At 54.0% G+C, this 250-nt stretch carries 1 rRNA gene; it reads right to left on the reverse strand.

Annotated elements, in window-relative coordinates:
• A 5S ribosomal RNA gene (gene rrf, locus ACMV8I_RS21595) occupies positions 1-96 on the reverse strand; the annotation flags it as partial.
• Between the last annotated feature and the right edge of the window lie 154 nt (positions 97-250).

A 250-nucleotide genomic window follows, 5' to 3' on the forward strand; every position in this document is an offset into this window, starting at 1 on the left:
CGCATGGGGAGACCCCACACTACCATCGGCGCTACGGCGTTTCACTTCTGAGTTCGGCATGGGGTCAGGTGGGACCACCGCGCTAGTGCCGCCAGGCAAATTCTGTTTCATCCATGCCACCCACCCCTCTCTCGACGGCAGGCCACACGAACCAATCTCGGAACAATCGCTGAAAATTAAATTATATCGTCTCTCAAACCAAAACACCTTGGGTGTTGTAAGGTTAAGCCTCTCGGGTCATTAGTACTGG

The sequence above is a fragment of the Ewingella sp. S1.OA.A_B6 genome, from assembly GCF_049889095.1.
In the GTDB taxonomy this organism is placed as follows: Bacteria; Pseudomonadota; Gammaproteobacteria; order Enterobacterales; family Enterobacteriaceae; genus Ewingella.